Here is a 1,358-nt window from a genome sequence, read left to right as displayed (position 1 = left end):
GCGGCGTGACCCCCGCGGGCGCCCGGTGCCCGCCCGCCGGTGGGGCCGCATAGGCTGGTGCGATGCAGGAGCAGTACCGGACTCTCGCGCGCGAGGGTGTCCACGAGATCGAGATCAACAAGTCCCGCTTCCTCTGCTCGCTGGCACCCGTCGCCACCGAGGCCGAGGCCCAGGACTTCATCGCGCGCATCCGCAAGGAGCACCCGGGAGCCCGCCACCACTGCTTCGCGTACGTCCTCGGTGCCGACGGCGGCATCCAGAAGGCGAGTGACGACGGCGAACCGGGGGGCACCGCCGGTGTACCGATGCTGCAGATGCTGTTGCGCCGCGAGATGCGCTATGTCGTGGCCGTCGTCACGCGCTGGTTCGGCGGTGTGAAGCTCGGCGCGGGCGGCCTCATCCGGGCCTACGGAGGCGTCGTCGGCGAGGCGCTGGACGCGCTGGGCACCGTGACCCGGCAGCGGTTCCGGCTGGCGACGATCACCGTCGACCATCAGCGGGCCGGCCGGGTGGAGAACGACCTGCGCACGACGGGCCGGGCGGTGCGTGAGGTCTCCTACGGAGCCGAGGTACGCATCGAGGTCGGTCTGCCGGAAGCCGACCTGGAGTCCTTCACCGCGTGGCTGGCCGACACCACCGCGGGCGCGGCGCGGCTGGAGCTCGGCGGCGAGGCGTACGGGGACCTCTGACCGAACGGCGGAGCGGGCGTCGCATCCCGGCCATTCCGGGGGAGCCGCCGGGCGTTTTCGCCGGTGGACGTGGGCACGGGCCGCGGAGGGTGCCAGCCTGTGGGGGCCGGGAACGGGCCGCTGCCGGGTGGGCGAGCGGGCGCGAGAAGGGGCCGACACCGATGCCTGACCTGCTCGACGAGCGCACGGGTTTCGTCCGCCGTATCGGCCTCTTCCAGGCCACCGCGATCAACATGAGCCAGATGTGCGGCATCGGCCCCTTCGTGACCATTCCGCTGATGGTCGCGGCGTTCGGCGGGCCGCAGGCCGTCATCGGTTTCCTCGCGGGCGCGGTGCTCGCCCTCGCCGACGGGCTGGTCTGGGCGGAGCTGGGCGCCTCGCTGCCGGGGGCCGGGGGCAGCTACGTCTATCTGCGGCAGGCGTTCCAGTACCGGACCGGAAAGCTGATGCCGTTTCTGTTCGTGTGGACGGCGATGCTGTTCATCCCGCTCGGCATGGCCACCGGCGTCATCGGCTTCGTGCAGTACCTCGGCTATCTGTGGCCGGGCATGAGCCAGGCGCAGGGCGACGTCGTCGGTCTCGTCGTCACCGCCGGGGTCCTCGTCGTGCTGTGGCGGCGGGTGGAGAACATCGCCAGGCTCACCGTCGTGCTGTGGACGGTGATGATCG

2 protein-coding genes are annotated in these 1,358 nt (G+C 71.9%); both read left to right on the top strand.

Annotation, left to right across the window (positions count from 1 at the left end; genetic code table 11):
• Window positions 1–62: 62 nt before the first annotated feature.
• On the top strand, window positions 63–689 hold the full coding sequence (locus ACGFZW_RS38895) for a YigZ family protein (RefSeq protein ID WP_393898064.1): 627 nt from the start codon (window positions 63–65) through the stop codon (window positions 687–689).
• A gap of 161 nt (window positions 690–850) precedes the next feature.
• Window positions 851–1,358: amino acid permease (locus ACGFZW_RS38890; protein ID WP_393898063.1), on the top strand; the 508-nt coding region annotated here is incomplete at its 3' end.

The organism is Streptomyces sp. NPDC048248 (assembly GCF_043201875.1).
Lineage (GTDB): Bacteria > Actinomycetota > Actinomycetes > Streptomycetales > Streptomycetaceae > Streptomyces.
The sequence above is the reverse complement of the archived record's forward strand: the minus strand, read 5'-3'. Positions and strand labels throughout refer to the sequence as shown.